At 63.3% G+C, this 16,783-nt stretch carries 17 protein-coding genes and 1 pseudogene; all 18 read left to right on the plus strand.

Annotated features, from left to right (window positions below):
* Positions 1 to 43: 43 nt before the first annotated feature.
* The 18 genes and pseudogenes from B2P87_RS11340 to B2P87_RS11425 all read left to right on the plus strand — a co-directional run bounded on the left by B2P87_RS11340 (position 44) and on the right by B2P87_RS11425 (position 16,625).
* The gene (locus B2P87_RS11340) at positions 44 to 271 is read left to right on the plus strand and encodes a DUF5337 domain-containing protein (protein WP_058287906.1); all 228 of its coding nucleotides are present in this window, start codon (positions 44 to 46) and stop codon (positions 269 to 271) included.
* A 6-nt stretch (positions 272 to 277) separates the two neighbouring features.
* Positions 278 to 1,575 (plus strand): annotated as a pseudogene (gene nuoF / locus B2P87_RS11345) (NADH-quinone oxidoreductase subunit NuoF).
* Between the two features lie 6 nt (positions 1,576 to 1,581).
* Entirely contained in the window at positions 1,582 to 1,998 is a 417-nt protein-coding gene (locus B2P87_RS11350; protein WP_141890004.1) for an MAPEG family protein, read from the plus strand.
* Positions 1,995 to 2,360, plus strand: coding sequence for a hypothetical protein (locus tag B2P87_RS11355; protein WP_244940789.1), 366 nt, complete (start codon positions 1,995 to 1,997; stop codon positions 2,358 to 2,360). Before B2P87_RS11350 ends, B2P87_RS11355 begins: the two co-directional genes overlap by 4 nt.
* Positions 2,361 to 2,461: 101 nt before the next feature.
* A complete protein-coding gene (locus B2P87_RS11360; protein ID WP_141890005.1) occupies positions 2,462 to 2,866 on the plus strand; it encodes a DUF5333 domain-containing protein in 405 nt (134 codons plus the stop codon).
* Positions 2,867 to 2,869: 3 nt separating this feature from the next.
* Complete coding sequence (gene nuoG / locus B2P87_RS11365) at positions 2,870 to 4,888, plus strand: NADH-quinone oxidoreductase subunit NuoG (RefSeq protein WP_141890006.1); 2,019 nt, start codon at positions 2,870 to 2,872, stop codon at positions 4,886 to 4,888.
* Positions 4,885 to 5,271, plus strand: coding sequence for a hypothetical protein (locus B2P87_RS11370; RefSeq protein WP_141890007.1), 387 nt, complete (start codon positions 4,885 to 4,887; stop codon positions 5,269 to 5,271). Before nuoG ends, B2P87_RS11370 begins: the two co-directional genes overlap by 4 nt.
* 6 nt (positions 5,272 to 5,277) lie before the next feature.
* Positions 5,278 to 6,315 carry an NADH-quinone oxidoreductase subunit NuoH gene (gene nuoH / locus B2P87_RS11375; protein WP_058287913.1) on the plus strand — a complete coding sequence of 346 codons (1,038 nt, stop codon included), beginning with the start codon at positions 5,278 to 5,280 and terminating at the stop codon, positions 6,313 to 6,315.
* Between the two features lie 3 nt (positions 6,316 to 6,318).
* Positions 6,319 to 6,813, plus strand: coding sequence for an NADH-quinone oxidoreductase subunit NuoI (gene nuoI / locus B2P87_RS11380; protein WP_058287914.1), 495 nt, complete (start codon positions 6,319 to 6,321; stop codon positions 6,811 to 6,813).
* A 73-nt stretch (positions 6,814 to 6,886) separates the two neighbouring features.
* Complete coding sequence (locus tag B2P87_RS11385; protein ID WP_141890008.1) at positions 6,887 to 7,321, plus strand: carboxymuconolactone decarboxylase family protein; 435 nt, start codon at positions 6,887 to 6,889, stop codon at positions 7,319 to 7,321.
* Positions 7,318 to 7,920: an NADH-quinone oxidoreductase subunit J gene (locus B2P87_RS11390; RefSeq protein ID WP_141890009.1), complete on the plus strand. Its 603-nt coding sequence runs from the start codon at positions 7,318 to 7,320 to the stop codon at positions 7,918 to 7,920. The genes B2P87_RS11385 and B2P87_RS11390 overlap by 4 nt, the downstream gene beginning before the upstream one ends.
* A gap of 4 nt (positions 7,921 to 7,924) precedes the next feature.
* Complete coding sequence (gene nuoK, locus B2P87_RS11395) at positions 7,925 to 8,230, plus strand: NADH-quinone oxidoreductase subunit NuoK (protein WP_008553673.1); 306 nt, start codon at positions 7,925 to 7,927, stop codon at positions 8,228 to 8,230.
* 6 nt (positions 8,231 to 8,236) lie between these two features.
* Entirely contained in the window at positions 8,237 to 10,348 is a 2,112-nt protein-coding gene (gene nuoL, locus B2P87_RS11400) for an NADH-quinone oxidoreductase subunit L (RefSeq protein WP_141890010.1), read from the plus strand.
* Positions 10,348 to 11,895, plus strand: a complete 1,548-nt coding sequence (locus tag B2P87_RS11405) for an NADH-quinone oxidoreductase subunit M (protein WP_141890011.1) — start codon at positions 10,348 to 10,350, stop codon at positions 11,893 to 11,895. Before nuoL ends, B2P87_RS11405 begins: the two co-directional genes overlap by 1 nt.
* A gap of 15 nt (positions 11,896 to 11,910) precedes the next feature.
* The gene (gene nuoN, locus B2P87_RS11410) at positions 11,911 to 13,350 is read left to right on the plus strand and encodes an NADH-quinone oxidoreductase subunit NuoN (protein WP_141890012.1); all 1,440 of its coding nucleotides are present in this window, start codon (positions 11,911 to 11,913) and stop codon (positions 13,348 to 13,350) included.
* Positions 13,351 to 13,419: 69 nt separating this feature from the next.
* The gene (locus tag B2P87_RS11415) at positions 13,420 to 14,166 is read left to right on the plus strand and encodes a biotin--[acetyl-CoA-carboxylase] ligase (protein ID WP_141890013.1); all 747 of its coding nucleotides are present in this window, start codon (positions 13,420 to 13,422) and stop codon (positions 14,164 to 14,166) included.
* 12 nt (positions 14,167 to 14,178) lie between these two features.
* Complete coding sequence (locus tag B2P87_RS11420) at positions 14,179 to 14,961, plus strand: type III pantothenate kinase (protein ID WP_058287921.1); 783 nt, start codon at positions 14,179 to 14,181, stop codon at positions 14,959 to 14,961.
* Positions 14,958 to 16,625 (plus strand): ribonuclease J, encoded by a 1,668-nt coding sequence (locus tag B2P87_RS11425; RefSeq protein WP_141890014.1) that lies wholly within the window; start codon positions 14,958 to 14,960, stop codon positions 16,623 to 16,625. The genes B2P87_RS11420 and B2P87_RS11425 overlap by 4 nt, the downstream gene beginning before the upstream one ends.
* Positions 16,626 to 16,783: the final 158 nt, after the last annotated feature.

Below are 16,783 nucleotides of genomic sequence, written 5' to 3' on the forward strand. Positions count from 1 at the left end.
CAGGCCGCGGCCCCCGGGGCCGGGCTTAGGTGATAGGGAACAGATGACCAGGGAACAGGACCAGGCCATTGCAGCAAAGGGCCGGCACATCGCGCTTGTGATTGCCGGGACCATCTCGCTGTGGGTCGCGCTGTCGCTGTTCATCGGCCCCATGCTGGGGCTGCCGGGGCGCTATGCGCTGCTGTTCGACTTCGCCGCGCTGGCGGGCATGATCTATGCCCTGGTCAACATATTTCAACTCTGGCGCATGCGCCGGGACAGCCAAAGGTAGGCACACATGCTGAAGGATCAGGACCGGATCTTTACCAACCTTTACGGGATGCACGACCGCACGCTGGCGGGCGCCAAGGCGCGCGGCCATTGGGACGGCACCGCGGGCATCATCGAAAAGGGCCGCGACTGGATCGTTCAGACCATGAAAGACTCGGGCCTTCGCGGCCGCGGCGGCGCGGGGTTCCCGACCGGCCTCAAATGGTCCTTCATGCCCAAGGAAAGCGACGGCCGCCCGGCGTATCTGGTGGTGAACGCGGATGAATCGGAGCCCGGTACCTGCAAGGACCGCGAAATCATGCGCCATGATCCGCACACGCTGATCGAGGGCTGCCTGATCGCCTCCTTCGCGATGAATGCGCATACCTGCTATATCTACCTGCGCGGCGAATACATCCGCGAGCGCGAGGCGCTGCAGGCGGCGATTGACGAAGCTTACGACCAGGGCCTCCTGGGCAAGAACGCGGTCGGCTCCGGCTGGGACTTCGACATCTTCCTGCACCACGGGGCAGGGGCCTATATCTGCGGCGAGGAAACCGCCCTGATCGAAAGCCTTGAGGGCAAGAAGGGTATGCCCCGGATGAAGCCGCCGTTCCCGGCGGGCGCGGGCCTGTACGGTTGCCCGACCACCGTGAACAACGTGGAATCCATCGCCGTTGTGCCCACCATCCTGCGCCGCGGCGCCGACTGGTTCGCAGGCTTCGGCCGCCAGAACAACGCAGGCACCAAGCTGTTTGCAATCTCCGGCCACGTCAACAACCCGTGTGTTGTCGAAGAAGCGATGTCGATCTCCTTTGAGGAGCTGATCGAGAAGCACTGCGGCGGCATTCGCGGCGGCTGGGACAACCTGCNNCGGTGATCCCCGGCGGCTCCTCAGTCCCGTGTGTGCGCGGCGAGAATATGCGCGACGCGCTCATGGACTTCGACTACCTGCGCGGCGAACTGGGCTCCGGCCTCGGCACCGCGGCGGTGATCGTGATGGACAAGCAGACCGACATCATCAAGGCGATTTGGCGCCTGTCCAAGTTCTACAAGCACGAAAGCTGCGGCCAGTGCACGCCCTGCCGCGAAGGCACCGGCTGGATGATGCGCGTCATGGACCGTCTGGTCAAAGGCGAGGCGGAGCTGGAAGAGATTGACATGCTGTGGGACGTGACCAAGCAGGTCGAGGGCCACACCATCTGCGCGCTTGGCGATGCAGCGGCCTGGCCGATCCAGGGCCTGATCAAGAACTTCCGCGAGGAAATCGAAGACCGCATCAAGGCCCAGAAAACGGGCCGCATGGGCGCGATGGCGGCGGAATAACTTTTGATGGACGTTTTTGCCGCATATTCCCACGCTCTGGCCGCGCTGGTGATCTTTACCCTGATCATCCTGGCGCTGTCGCCAGTTTCGGCGCTGGCCAAGCAGAAGGCGGGCCTCGCTCCCGGCGCCACGCCGCGGGAGGATTATGCGGACAAGGCCTACCGGCTGAACCGGGCCTATCTGAACGGCTGCGAGACGCTGCCGGCTTTCCTGACCGTGACGCTGGTGGCCATTCTGGCCGGTGCGGCGCCGTTCTGGGTGAACCTGCTGGCCTCGCTGGTGCTGGTGTCGCGGATGGTGATGATTGTCATTCACCTGCGCGGGGCCGGCAAACCGCACGGCGGGCTGCGGTCGGTATTCTACGTGATTGGCTGGGCCTGCATGGGCGGCCTGGCGCTTTTGACATTGGCGGCAGTATTTTGAGCATTTTGAAGACATACCGGATCGCCGCGCCGATGGCGTGCCTGGCAGCGATGACGCTTGTTACGGCCTGCGGCAGCTCCCTCAGCAACCGGGAGCGCCAGCTGTATGACGGCGTGCCGTTCAAGGCCAAGGCCAAGCCCGTCGACAAGAAGACGGACCGGGCCGTGTTTTACGTTGAGATCAAGGGGGCAGACCGCTCCGTCAAGGGCGCGCGCGAGGCTGCGGCCCATGCCGGCACGACTTACTGCGTGGTCAACTACGGCTCTTCCAGTATCGCCTGGGCCATCGACCCCAGGGATGAGGCAGCACCGCTGACCCTGACCGATGGCCGCGCAACCTTTCAGGGAACCTGCACCCCGTGAGCGGATTTCAGGCATATCCGGGTCGGAAGGCCGGTCTGCTATTGAATAGCAGCGCAGCATGCACGCGCATGGGGGCTTTCACATCGAAGGAGTCCCCTGTCATGCGTGCCTTGATTGCCATTGCCCTGTCCGCCTTTGTTGCCCTGCCTGCTGCGGCGATGGCCAAGCCGTCGCTGCGCGACGTGCAGGAAATCGAAGATCCGCTGTTTGCCGTCGCCGTGGCGAAAGAAGTTTCGGATTACTGCGACGATATCTCCCCCCGGTACCTGAAAGGGCTGGGCGAGTTGCGCCGGCTCAAAGCGCGGGCAAACGCGTTGGGATACACGGACGCGGAAATCCGCGATTACATCGAATCTGATGCCGAAAAGGACCGGATGCGCGCCAAGGGGGAAAAGCTCCTGGCGCAGAACGGCGTGGATTACGGCAAACCGGAAACCTTCTGCGCCTATGGCCGCGCGGAAATCGAAAAGAACAGCGCGATCGGCGTGTTACTGAGGGCGAAATAGACCATGTCTGACCTCCGCAAGATCAACATTGACGGAACCGAGATCGAGGTGGATGGGGCGATGACCCTGATCCAGGCCTGTGAGGAGGCCGGTGTCGAGATCCCGCGCTTCTGCTATCACGAGCGGCTGTCCATTGCGGGCAACTGCCGCATGTGCCTGGTTGAGGTTGTCGGCGGCCCGCCGAAGCCGGCGGCCTCCTGCGCGATGCAGGTGCGCGATCTGCGCCCCGGCCCCGAAGGCCAGGCGCCGCAGGTGAAGACCAACTCGCCGATGGTCAAGAAGGCCCGTGAAGGCGTGATGGAATTCATGCTGATCAACCACCCGCTGGACTGCCCGATCTGCGACCAGGGCGGCGAGTGCGACCTGCAGGACCAGGCGATGGCCTATGGCGTCGACTTCTCCCGCTTCCGCGAGCCCAAGCGCGCGGTGGATGATCTGGATCTGGGGCCGCTGGTCGGCACCGCCATGACCCGCTGCATCTCCTGCACCCGCTGCGTGCGCTTCACGACTGAGGTCGCGGGCATCACCCAGATGGGCCAGACCGGGCGGGGCGAGGATGCGGAGATCACCTCCTACCTGAACGAAACCCTGCAATCGAACCTGCAGGGCAACATTATCGACCTGTGCCCGGTGGGCGCGCTGACGTCGAAGCCCTATGCGTTTACCGCACGGCCCTGGGAGCTGACCAAGACCGAAACCATCGACGTGATGGATGCGCTTGGTTCGAACATCCGCGTCGACACCAAGGGCCGCGAAGTGATGCGCATCCTGCCGCGCAACCACGACGGCGTGAACGAGGAGTGGATCAGCGACAAGACCCGCTTTGTCTGGGACGGCCTGCGCCGCCAGCGCCTCGACCGTCCCTATGTGCGCGTCGATGGCAAGCTGAAGCCCGCCACCTGGCCGGAAGCCCTGGCTGCCGCGGCGAACGCCATGAAGGGCAAGAAGGTTGCGGGCCTGATCGGCGACCTGGTCCCGGTTGAGGCGGCCTTTGCCTTGAAACAGCTGGTCGAAGGCCTGGGCGGCAAGGTGGAATGCCGCACCGACAACGCCCGTCTGCCGATCGGCAACCGCGCGGGCTATGCCGGCACCGCCGCCATCGAGGACATCGACACCGCCAAGTTCATCCAGCTGATCGGCACCAACCCGCGCGACGAGGCACCGGTGCTGAACGCCCGCATCCGCAAGGCCTGGCTGAACGGCGCGCAGATCGGCCTGGTCGGCCAGCCGGCAGACCTGACCTATGAATACACCCACGTGGGCACCGACCGCGCCGCGCTGGACAGCCTGCTGGACAAGGACTACGGCGCCGTCAAGGACGCGCCGTCCCTCGTGATCGTGGGGCAGGGCGCCCTGCGCGAGGCCGACGGCCTGGCGGTGCTGGCTGCCGCGCAAAAGCTGGCTGCGGACACCGGCTCCAAGCTGCTGGTGCTGCACACCGCCGCCTCCCGCGTCGGCGCGATGGACATTGGCGCGGTGACCGAAGGCGGCATGGCAGCGGCCATCGACGGGGCAGAGGTGATCTACAACCTCGGCGCCGATGAGGTCGAAATCGACGCAGGCGCCTTTGTGATCTACCAGGGCAGCCACGGCGACCGCGGCGCGCACCGCGCCGACGTGATCCTGCCGGGCGCGGCCTACACCGAAGAAAACGGCCTGTTCGTGAACACCGAAGGCCGCCCGCAGCTGGCCATGCGCGCGGCCTTCGCGCCGGGCGAGGCCAAGGAAAACTGGGCTATCCTGCGCGCGCTCAGCGCCGAAGCCGGTGCCACGCTGGGCTATGACTCGCTGGCGCAGCTGCGCACAAGCCTGGTGGCCGAAGTACCGCATCTGGCCCGGATCGACGAAGTGGCCGACAAGGACGGCGAACCGCTGGCGCAGGACAAGCTTGGCAACGCCGGTTTCCTGCCGGCGGTCAAGGATTTCTACTTGACCAACTCGATCGCCCGCGCGTCCCAGCTGATGGCGGAACTGTCCGCCGGCGTCAAAGCCCGCGCAACCGGGAAACTGGCCGCCGAATGAACCGTCTCGCCCTCATAACCCCCTTGGCTCTGGCCGCCTGTGCAATGGCGCCCGGCAGCGGAGGCGAGCGGCCCGCCCCGGTTTACGAAGGGGTGGAAACCAGCCTGCTGGAGGGCGATCTGGTGCAATTTCACGTCTCCATGCGCGGCCCGCGCATGGTCGGCGATCTCGATACCTATGCGGAATGCGCCGCCGCGCAATACGCGCTGATCCGGGGTTACGGGTTTGCGCGCCATGTGCGCACAACAATGACACAGGCAGGGGGCAGCCGGACCGCCGACGCGGTCTATCTGATTTCGCCCTCTCTGCCGCGCGGCCTGCGCACCATCGACGCCGAAGTCGTGGTCGCGGATTGCGCGGCGAACGGAATACCCACGGTGTGAGGACCTATGGCTGATTTCTTTAACACTCCAGGCGGCATCGCTGTTCTGATCCTGGCGCAAGTGCTTGCAGTTGTTGCCTTTGTGATGATCTCGCTCCTGTTCCTCGTCTACGGGGACCGCAAGATCTGGGCCGCGGTCCAGATGCGCCGGGGACCGAACGTGGTGGGCGTCTTCGGCCTGCTGCAATCGGTGGCCGACGCGCTGAAATACGTTGTGAAAGAGGTGGTGATCCCGGCCGGTGCCGACCGCACCGTCTTTATCCTGGCGCCGATGACCTCTTTCGTGCTGGCGATGATCGCCTGGGCGGTGATCCCCTTCAACGACGGCTGGGTGCTCTCGGATATCAACGTCGCCATCCTCTATGTTTTCGCGGTCTCCTCGCTGGAGGTCTACGGCGTGATCATGGGCGGCTGGGCGTCGAACTCGAAATACCCGTTCCTGGGCTCCCTGCGCTCCGCCGCGCAGATGATCTCCTATGAGGTCTCCATCGGCCTGATCATCATCGGCGTGATCATTTCCACCGGCTCGATGAACTTCGGTGACATCGTGCGCGCGCAGGACGGCGATCTGGGCCTGTTGAACTGGTACTGGATCCCGCATTTCCCGATGGTCTTCCTGTTCTTCATCTCGGCGCTGGCAGAAACCAACCGCCCGCCCTTCGACCTGCCGGAAGCGGAATCGGAACTGGTGGCGGGCTACCAGGTGGAATATTCGGCGACGCCCTTCCTGTTGTTCATGGCCGGTGAATACATCGCGATCTTCCTGATGTGCGCGCTGACAACCCTGTTGTTCTTTGGCGGCTGGCTGTCCCCGATCCCGGGCCTGCCGGACGGCGTCCTGTGGATGGTCGCCAAGATGGCGTTCTTCTTCTTCCTCTTCGCAATGGTAAAGGCGATCACCCCGCGCTACCGCTACGACCAGCTGATGCGCCTGGGCTGGAAAGTGTTCCTGCCGTTCTCGCTGGCCTGGGTGGTCTTCGTGTCCTTTGCTGCAAAATTTGACTGGTTCTGGGGCATCTTCGCCCGCTGGACCGTGGGAGGCTGACCGATGGCGAACATCGACTACACCCGCGCCGCCAAGTACTTCCTGCTGCAGGATTTCTGGGTCGGCTTCAAACTGGGGATGAAGTATTTCTTCGCTCCCAAGGCTACCCTGAACTACCCGCATGAGAAGGGCCCGCTGTCGCCCCGCTTCCGCGGCGAGCACGCGCTGCGCCGCTATCCGAACGGCGAGGAGCGCTGCATTGCCTGCAAGCTGTGCGAGGCGATCTGCCCGGCGCAGGCGATCACCATCGACGCGGAACCGCGCGAGGACGGCAGCCGCCGCACAACGCGCTATGACATCGACATGACCAAATGCATCTACTGCGGTTTCTGCCAGGAAGCCTGCCCGGTGGATGCGATTGTCGAAGGCCCGAACTTCGAATTCGCCACCGAAACCCGCGAGGAGCTGTTCTATGACAAGGAGAAGCTGCTTTCGAACGGGGAGCGCTGGGAAGCCGAGATTGCCCGCAACCTGGAAATCGACGCGCCCTACCGATGAGGCGCCCGCGCAAAAGTTTTCTGAAAACTTTTGCCAAGAATTTTACTGAAAATTCTTGGCCGGAGGAGAGGACATGACCAAACAGCCGCCCAATCCGTTTGAGGCCATGATGCAACAGATGCAGGCCCAGGCCCAGCAGATGGCCAAGGCGTTCAACCCGGCGCTGGAGAACTTCTCGCCCTCCGAGGCTTTCAAGGAGTTCGAGGCGCTGTGGCCCACCATGCCCAAAGAGGTCATGGAGATGATGTTCGGCAACACCGTCAACAAGGACGGTCTGGATGCCAAAACCCGGCTGCTGCTGACGCTGGCCGGGCTGACTTGCCAGGGCGCGCAGGCTGACTCAGCCGTGCGCCAGACCGTGCGCCACGCCCTCGCGGCCGGCGCCAAGAAACAAGAGATCGTGGAAACGATCGCACAGATGTCGGTGTTTGCCGGCATTCCGGCCATGAACCGGGCGCTGGATCTGGCGCAAGCGGTCATGGACGACAACAAGGACGATGAGACATGAGCGTTTTTGCCTTCTACCTCTTCGCCATCAGCGCCATCACCGGCGGGCTGTTCACCGTGATCAGCCGCCAGCCTGTGCATTCGGTTCTGTGGCTGATCCTGGCCTTCCTGTCTTCGGCCGGGCTGTTCGTGCTCCTGGGGGCGGAATTCGTCGCCATGCTGCTGGTCATCGTCTACGTCGGCGCGGTCGCGGTGCTTTTCCTGTTTGTGGTGATGATGCTGGATGTGGATTTCGCCGAGCTGAAGGCGGAAATGGCGAAATACATGCCGCTCGCCCTGCTGATCGGACTGGTGATACTGATGCAGTTCGTGATGGCCTTCGGCGTCTGGGAAACCGCGCACCTGGCGCCGGAGCTGCTGGCCAATCCGGTGCCTGCCAACCGCCACAACACCGAGGCGCTTGGCCTCATCATCTATGATCAATATTTCCTTCTGTTCCAGCTGGCGGGCCTGATCCTGCTGGTGGCGATGATCGGCGCGATTGTGCTGACCCTGCGCCACCGCACCGATGTCAAGCGCCAGGACGTGGTTGCCCAGATGATGCGCGACCCGGCCAAGGCGATGGAGCTTAGGGATGTGAAACCGGGGCAGGGGCTGTGAGCACATGATCGGACTTGAACATTATCTGACCGTCGCGGCGACGCTGTTCGTGATTGGCATCTTCGGGCTCTTCCTGAACCGCAAGAACGTGATCATCCTCTTGATGAGCATCGAACTGATGCTCTTGGCGGTGAACATCAACCTGGTCGCCTTCTCCAGCTTCCTGGGCGATCTGGTGGGGCAGGTCTTTACCCTGTTTGTGCTGACCGTGGCCGCCGCCGAGGCCGCCATCGGCCTTGCGATCCTGGTCTGCTTCTTCCGCAACCGCGGCACCATTGCCGTCGAAGACGTCAACGTGATGAAGGGCTAAAGAACAATGGAAACCATCCTTCTCTTTGCCCCGCTGGTTGGCGCAATTATCTGCGGCTTCGGCCACAAGATGATCGGCGAAAAAGCCGCCACCGTGACCGCCACGGCGCTCCTGTTCCTGTCGGCGCTGCTCAGCTGGATCACCTTCCTGTCGTTTGACGGGGTGACCCAGAACATCGAGATTTTCCGCTGGATCGAAAGCGGCTCACTGTCGACCTCCTGGGCGATCCGCCTGGACCGGCTGACCGCGATCATGCTGATCGTGATCACCACGGTATCCTCGCTCGTGCACCTCTACTCCTTCGGGTACATGGACCATGACCCGCAGTGGAAAGAGGGCGAAAGCTACAAGCCGCGCTTCTTTGCCTACCTGTCGTTCTTCACCTTCGCGATGCTGATGCTGGTGACGTCGGACAACCTGGTGCAGATGTTCTTCGGCTGGGAAGGCGTGGGCGTGGCCTCCTACCTGCTGATCGGCTTCTACTACCGCAAGCCTTCGGCCAATGCCGCGGCAATGAAAGCCTTCATCGTGAACCGGGTCGGCGACTTCGGCTTTGCGCTGGGGATCTTCGGGCTGTTCTTCCTAACCGACAGCATCAACTTGGCGGACATCTTTGCCGCTGCCCCGACGCTGGCGGAAACCCAGGTGTCCTTCCTGTGGACCGAATGGAACGCGGCGAACCTGCTGGCCTTCCTGCTGTTTGTCGGCGCGATGGGCAAATCGGCACAGCTGCTGCTGCACACCTGGCTGCCGGACGCGATGGAAGGCCCGACCCCGGTGTCGGCGCTGATCCACGCCGCAACCATGGTGACCGCGGGCGTGTTCCTGGTCTGCCGGATGTCGCCGCTGATGGAATTCGCGCCTGAGGCCACTGCCTTCATCACCGTGCTGGGCGCTGCGACCGCGTTCTTCGCGGCAACTGTCGGCCTGGTGCAGAACGACATCAAGCGCGTGATCGCTTATTCGACCTGCTCGCAGCTGGGCTACATGTTTGTGGCGGCTGGCGTTGGCATGTATTCGGCCGCCATGTTCCACCTGTTCACCCACGCCTTCTTCAAGGCGATGCTGTTCCTGGGCGCCGGTTCGGTGATCCACGCGATGCATCACGAACAGGACATGCGGAACTACGGCGCCTTGCGCAAAAAGATCCCCTATACCTTCTGGGCGATGATGATCGGCACCCTGGCCATCACCGGCGTCGGCATCCCGCTGAGCGGCTGGGTTGGCTTTGCCGGCTTCGTGTCCAAGGACGCGATCATCGAAAGCGCCTATGCGGGCGGTTCCATGTTCGGCTTTTGGGCGCTGGTGATCGCGGCCTTCATGACCTCCTTCTACTCCTGGCGCCTGATGTTCATGACCTTCTACGGCAAGGCGCGGGGCGACAAGCACACCCACGACCACGCCCATGAAAGCCCCTGGACCATGCTGGTGCCGCTGGGCGTGCTGGCAGTGGGCTCAATCACCGCAGGCATGATCTGGTACAGCAGCTTTTTCGGTCACGCCGACCAGGTCGGCAAGTTCTACGGCATCCCGGTGGCGGAAGCCTCCGCTGCGGATCATGGCGAAGAGGCCGCGCATGGTGAGACCGCCGCCCACGGCGAGGAAGCTGGCCATGGGGAAACTGCGGTGGAGGGCGAGCACCATTATGTGTTTGCCGGCCAGCCGGGCGAGGGCGCGCTCTATATCGCGCCGGACAACCACATCCTGGAGGAGGCCCACGAGGCACCGAAATGGGTAAAGCTGTCGCCGTTCGCAGCGATGCTGGGCGGTCTGGTCCTGGCGCTGTGGTTCTACATCTGGAATCCGTCGCTGCCGAAGCGCCTGGCCGAACAGCAGCGTCCGCTGTATCTGTTCCTGCTCAACAAATGGTACTTTGACGAAATCTATAACGTGATCTTCGTCAAACCGGCCTTGGCCCTGGGCCGCTTCTTCTGGAAACGCGGCGATGGCAACACCATCGACGGCTTCCTGAACGGCCTGGCCATGGGCGTTGTTCCCTTCTTCACCCGCCTCGCGGGCCGGGCGCAGTCCGGTTACATCTTCACTTACGCCTTTTGGATGGTGCTGGGCATTGCGGCCCTGGTCACCTGGATGTCGATCGGCGGAGGAGCGCACTGATGGACAATCTCCTTTCTATTGTCACCTTCATCCCGGCGCTCGCGGCGGCCATCCTGGCCCTGTTCCTGCGCGGCGAGGATAAGGCGGCGCAGCGCAACGCCAAGTTTGTTGCGCTCTTTGCCACCTCGATCACTTTCCTGGTGAGCCTTGGCATCTATTTCGAGTTCGATCCCGCCAACACCGGTTTCCAGTTTGTGGAAGAAGCGGAGTGGATTTTCGGGCTGAAGTACAAGATGGGCGTTGACGGCATTTCGGTGCTCTTCGTGCTGCTGACCACCTTCATCATGCCGCTGACCATTCTGGCCAGCTGGAATGTGACCACCCGCGTCAAGGAATACATGGTAGCCTTCCTGCTGCTGGAGACCCTGATGCTGGGCGTCTTCATGGCGCTGGACCTGGTGCTGTTCTACCTGTTCTTCGAGGCAGGCCTGATCCCGATGTTCCTGATCATCGGCATCTGGGGCGGCAAGGAGCGGATCTACGCCTCCTTCAAGTTCTTCCTCTACACCTTCTTCGGCTCGGTGCTGATGCTGGTGGCGATGGTGTTCATGTATGTGGATGCCGGCACCACCGATATCGAGACCCTCTTGACCCACAGTTTCTCGGCAGCGTCCTTTGACGTGCTGGGCATTCATATCGTGGGTGGTGCGCAGACGCTGATGTTCCTGGCCTTCTTTGCCTCCTTCGCGGTGAAGATGCCGATGTGGCCGGTCCACACCTGGCTGCCGGACGCGCACGTGCAGGCGCCGACCGCGGGGTCCGTAGTGCTGGCGGCGATCCTCCTGAAGATGGGCGGCTACGGCTTCCTGCGCTTCAGCTTGCCGATGTTCCCGGTGGGCGCGGACGTGATGACCGATGTGGTCCTGTGGATGTCCGCGATTGCGGTGGTCTACACCTCGCTGGTGGCGATGGTGCAGGAAGACATGAAGAAGCTGATTGCCTATTCCTCGGTTGCGCACATGGGCTTTGTCACCATGGGCATCTTTGCCGCCAACCAGCAGGGCATCGACGGCGCCATCTTCCAGATGCTGTCGCACGGCTTCATCTCCGCCGCGCTCTTCCTCTGCGTGGGTGTGATCTATGACCGGATGCACACCCGTGACATCGACGCCTACGGCGGCCTGGTGATCCGGATGCCGGCTTATGCGCTGGTCTTCATGTTCTTCACCATGGGCAACGTCGGCCTGCCGGGCACCTCCGGCTTCATCGGCGAATTCCTGACCCTGATGGGCACCTTCCAGAAGAACACCTGGGTGACCGCGGTTGCGGCAACCGGTGTGATCTTCTCGGCCGGCTATGCGCTGTGGCTCTACCGCCGCGTGGTGTTCGGCGACCTGATCAAGGGCAGCCTGATGGGCATCAAGGACATGTCCGCGCGCGAACGCTTCGTCTTTGCGCCGCTGATCGCCATGACCCTGATCCTGGGCGTCTACCCGGCGGTGGTCACCGACATCATCGGCCCCTCGACCGAGGCGCTGATTGCAAACTTCAACCAGTCTCTGGCGGCGGCCGACACCTCGGCCGCCACCCAGATTGCTTCGCATTAAGGGAGCATCAGGCAGATGATCCAAGCTGATCTTACTGTAATCCTGCCAGAGATCGTTCTGGCGCTGTACGCCATGGCCGCGCTGATCGGCGCGGTCTACACCGGCAAGGACAAGCTGGCCGCCCCGCTGGTCTGGAGCACTGCGGCGCTGATGGCCGTGGTGGCCTTCTGGATCGCCACCAGCCCGGCCGGCACCCAGACCGCTTTTGGCGGCATGTTCATCGACGACAGCTTCTCGCGCTTTGCCAAGGTGGCGCTGCTCTTGGGCGCGTCCGCTGTTTTGCTGATCGGCCAGGACTACATGGCGCGCCGCGGCATGCTGAGGTTCGAATACCCGGTTCTGGTGTCGCTGGCTGCCGTCGGCATGATGATGATGGTGTCCGCAGGCAACCTGATGTCCCTCTACATGGGGCTGGAGCTGCAGTCGCTGTCGCTTTACGTCGTCGCCGCCATGCGCCGCGACAGCGTCAAGTCGACCGAGGCGGGCCTCAAGTACTTCGTGCTGGGAGCGCTGTCCTCCGGCCTGCTGCTGTACGGTGCCTCGCTGGTCTACGGCTTTGCCGGCACCACCCAGTTCGCGGGCATCATCCAGGTGGCAGAGCAGGGCCAAATGTCTCTCGGCATGCTGTTCGGCCTGGTGTTCATGATCTCGGGTCTTGCGTTCAAGGTTTCGGCGGTGCCCTTCCACATGTGGACCCCGGACGTCTACGAAGGTTCGCCGACGCCTGTGACCGCCTTCTTTGCCACCGCGCCCAAGGTAGCGGCGATGGGCCTGTTCGCCCGCGTGCTGCATGACGCCTTTGGCGGCGCCATTGCCGACTGGCAGCAGATCATCGTGGTGCTGTCGGTGCTGTCGATGTTCCTGGGCGCCATCGCGGCGATTGGCCAGCGCGACATCAAGCGCCTGATGGCCTTCTCCTCGATCGCTCACATGGGCTATGCGATGATCGGCCTGGCAGCGGGCACCGAGGCGGGCATCACCGCGATGCTGGTTTACCTCGCGATTTACGTGACCATGAACATCGGCACCTTTTCCTTCATCCTGATGCTGCAGAAGGACGGCAAGCCGGTCACTGACATTCTGGCTCTGAACCAGTTCGCCGCGCGCGAGCCTGGCAAGGCGCTGGCGGTACTGATCCTGATGTTCTCGCTGGCAGGCGTGCCGCCGATGCTGGGCTTCTTTGCCAAGTTCGGCGTGTGGCAGGCGGGTGTGGATGCGGGGCTGATGGGGCTGGTCGTGGCCTCCGCCATCGCCTCGGTAATCGGCGCATTTTACTACCTGCGCATTGTCTTCTACATGTACTTCGGCACCGGCGAAGACGATGTCGAGGCCAAAGGCTCGCCGGTGCTGACTGTTGCGCTGATGGCGTCTGCCGCGATGATGCTGGTCGGGCTGGTTTACCAGTTCGGCGTGGACACTGCGGCGGCAGCCGCCGCAGCAACCCTTGTAAATTGATCTGCTTTTCAGGCAGGCTGGAAAGGCCCGGTCACGCGACCGGGCCTTTTCGCACTTTCGAGGAATGAGATGAGCTGGCCAGCAGGATATGGAAAACGGGTGCTTGCCGAGGTGGACAGCACCCTCAATGAGGCCGCCCGCATCGCCGGGGAACTGGCAGGACCGGAGTGGATCCTGGCGCTGCGCCAGACTCAGGGAAGGGGCCGCCGCGGCCGCGACTGGAAGGACCCCAAGGGCAACTTTGCCGCCACCCTGGTGATGCGCCCCGAAGGCACCCCTGATCAGGCGGCGCTGCGCAGCTTTGTCGCCGCCCTGGCCGTTTACGATGCCTGCGTCGCAGTGACGGGCCGCAGCGAGGGGCTGTCGCTGAAATGGCCCAACGACGTGCTGCTGAAGGGCGGCAAGCTGGCGGGCATCCTGCTGGAAAGCGCGGGTAACGGGCAGGGGGTCAACCACCTGTTTGTCGGCATCGGCGTGAACCTGGTGGAAACCCCGATGCAGGAATGGCTGGAACCCGGCGCGGTCTACCCGGTGTCGCTGCTGTCGGAAACCGGCGTGCAGGTCACGCCAGAGGAGTTCCTGGAGGCCGTCGCCGGCGCGTTCGCCCGCTATGAGCAGCAGTTTGCGACCTACGGGTTTGAGCCGATCCGCACCGAATGGCTGGCGCGCGCCGCCAAGCTGGGCGAGGTGATCACCGCCAAGACCGCCAGTGCGGAAACCGAGGGCACCTTTGAAACGGTGGACGCCAGCGGCAACCTTGTCCTAAACACCGCCAAGGGCCGCGTCAGCATCCCCGCGGCCGACATCTATTTCTAGGAAGGGGCAGCAATGCTTCTGGCAGTTGATTGCGGCAACACAAACACCGTCTTCTCGATCTATGACGGCGAAAAGTTCATCGCTCTGTGGCGCACCGCCACCGACTGGAAGCGCACCGCCGACCAGTATTATGTCTGGCTGAACACGCTGATGCGGCTGCAGGGGATCGAGGCGGATATCACCGACATGATCGTCTCTTCCACCGTGCCGCGGGTGGTGTTCAACCTGCGGGTGCTGGCGGACCGCTATTTCAATACGCGGCCCTTGGTGGTGGGCAAGCCCGAATGCCTTCTGCCCGTCTCGGTGCGGGTGGACGAGGGCACCGCCGTCGGCCCTGACCGGCTGGTCAACACGGTTTCGGGGTTCGACACCTACGGCGGCAACCTGATCGTGGTGGATTTCGGGACCGCCACCACCTTTGACGTAGTGGCCGAGGATGGCGCCTATGTCGGCGGGGTGATTGCGCCGGGTGTGAACCTGAGCCTGGAAGCGCTGCACCAGGCCGCCGCGGCGCTGCCCCACGTGGACATTTCCAAGCCGCAAAATGTCATCGGCACCAACACCGTCGCCTGCATGCAGTCCGGCGTGTTCTGGGGCTACGTTGGCCTCGTGCGCGAAATCTGCGCCCGTATCAAGGCCGAGCGCGCAGTGCCGATGAAAGTGATCTCAACAGGCGGGCTGGCGCCTCTGTTCCAGCAATCTGCTGATCTGTTTGACGCATATGAGGACGATCTCACCATGCATGGGCTGCAGATCATCCATAAATACAACAAGGAAAATGGTACTGACGCATGAGCAGTGAAAGATTGATCTACCTGCCCCTCGGCGGGGCGGGTGAAATTGGCATGAATGCCTATGTCTATGGCTACGGCCCGAAGGACAAGGAACGCCTGGTTCTGGTCGACCTGGGCGTGACCTTCCCCGATATGGACACCACCCCGGGCGTGGACTTGATCATGCCCGACATCACTTGGCTGAAGCAGCGCGCTGACCGGCTGGAGGGGATCTTTATCACCCACGGGCATGAGGACCACATTGGCGCCATCGCCCATATGTACGGGCATCTGAACGTGCCCGTCTACGCCCGCGCCTTCACCGCCAATCTGGCGCGCCGCAAGATGGAGGAAGCAGGCCACGACCCGGCCAATGTGCACACCGTGCAGGCCTGGCCCGAGGTGACGAGGCTTGGCCCCTTCACCATCGGCGTTGCGCCGATGAGCCACTCGATCCCCGAAAGCGGCGGACTGGTGATCGACAGCCCGGCAGGGCGGGTGGTGCACACCGGCGACTTCAAGCTGGACGCCAACCCGCTGGTGGGCGAACCCTTCGACCCCGGGATGTGGGCGCAGATTGCAGGCGACGGCGTTCAGGCGCTGGTCTGCGATTCCACCAATGTGTTCTCGCAGCATCCGGGCCGTTCGGAATCCGAACTGCCGGAGGAGATCACCAAGCTGTTTGCTGAGGCCAAGGGGCTGGTGGCCGCGACCACTTTTGCCTCCAATGTGGCCCGTGTGAAAACCCTCGCCGTGGCTGCCGAGAAGGCGGGACGTTCCGTGGTCCTTCTGGGCCGCGCCATGCGCCGCATGATCGAGGCGGCGGTCGAAACCGGCGTGCTGACGGAGTTCCCGAAGACGATCAGCCCCGAGGACGCCGCCAACGTGCCGCGTGACAACCTGATGCTGATCACCACCGGCAGCCAGGGCGAACGCCGCGCCGCCAGCGCGCAGCTGGCGCGCGGCAAGTACCGCGGGCTGGAGCTGAAGGAGGGCGACCTGTTCCTGTTCTCCTCCAAGACCATTCCAGGCAACGAAAAGGGCGTCATCCGCATCATCAACCAGTTCTCCGAAATGGGGGTGGATGTGGTTGATGACAGCTCGGGCCTCTACCACGTCTCGGGCCATGCCAACCGTCCGGACCTGGAGGAGGTGCACCGCCTCTTGAAACCCAAGATGCTGATCCCGATGCATGGCGAGCACCGCCACCTGCGCCAGCACGCCCGCCTGGGCGAGGAGAAGGGCATCGCCAGCGCCGTTGTCGTCAACGGCATGATGATGGACCTGACAGGCGACGTGCCGAAAGTGACCGAATGGATCGAAACCGGGCGCACCTATCTGGACGGCACCGTCAAATACGGCGCCATGGACGGGATCGTGCGCGACCGTATCCGCATGGCTCTGAACGGCCATGTGCTGGTGACGGTGATCCTGGACGAGGAAGACGAGCCGCTGGGCGAACCCTGGTGCGATGTCAAGGGCCTGCCCGAAACCGGCACCTCGAACGCGGCACTGGTCGAGGTGATGGAAGAGGACCTAAACCAGTTCCTGATGCGGGCAGGCGCCAAGACCCTGCGCGATGACGACAAGCTGGAGCAGGAGCTGCGCCGCATCGCCCGCCAGAGCGCCTTCAGCGAGATCGGCAAGAAGCCAGAGGTCACGGTGGTGGTCAGCCGTATGCGCTGATCCCGCCGGGCCGGACCTTGCAGGGCAGGGCAGTGCTCCCGCCCGGCCCAAGCTGCATCAAAGATGCAACAGGCCCCGTTGGGCCAGGCGCCGCGGGGCCCTGACGGGCCCGCGGCGCGGGCGCAGAACGCCACCGCTGGAAAACGAAAAACGCCGCG

It is taken from the genome of Leisingera sp. UBA4491 (assembly GCF_002388965.1).
Lineage (GTDB): Bacteria > Pseudomonadota > Alphaproteobacteria > Rhodobacterales > Rhodobacteraceae > Leisingera > Leisingera aquaemixtae.